Raw genomic sequence first — 447 nt, forward strand, 5'->3', positions numbered from 1 at the left:
TCCGCCGGCGGCCTGGCGCCGGGGATCTTCCCCTCGACGTCGGCCGTCACCGCGCGTACGGCGGCCGCTGTGAGGGCCCTGTCTCTGTTACACGTCGGATCCCTTCGGCTCGTCCTCCGAGCCGGGCGGGGCCTCATCCCGGTGTGGATCGCGTTCGTCGTGGTGGTGCACCTCTTCCCGGTCGCCGCCCTCATCGGCTATCCGATCATCTACGTGGTTGCCGCGCTCATCACGGTCGCCGCGCTCGCCGCGTTCCCGATTGCCCGTGCCCGGAAGCTGACGGGGAGCGCCGTTGTCGGCGCGCCCGTCGGACTGGTTCTGCTTGCCGCGGCTCTATTCTTCGTCATAGCCGCTGCCGTCACCGGCTCAGGAGTGTTTCATCCGCTCCTGCGGGGTTGGTTCGCGAGCTCTGTCGGGTGTCATGAGCGGGTCCTTCGGGCGTCCAGC

At 69.4% G+C, this 447-nt stretch carries 1 pseudogene; it reads left to right on the top strand.

The features are described 5' to 3' along the window. Window positions 1–93: 93 nt before the first annotated feature. A pseudogene (locus JMF97_RS30850) lies at window positions 94–369 on the top strand (hypothetical protein); the annotation flags it as partial. Window positions 370–447: the final 78 nt, after the last annotated feature.

It is taken from the genome of Micromonospora fiedleri, assembly GCF_016774385.1.
GTDB classification, from domain to species: Bacteria; Actinomycetota; Actinomycetes; order Mycobacteriales; family Micromonosporaceae; genus Micromonospora; species Micromonospora gifhornensis.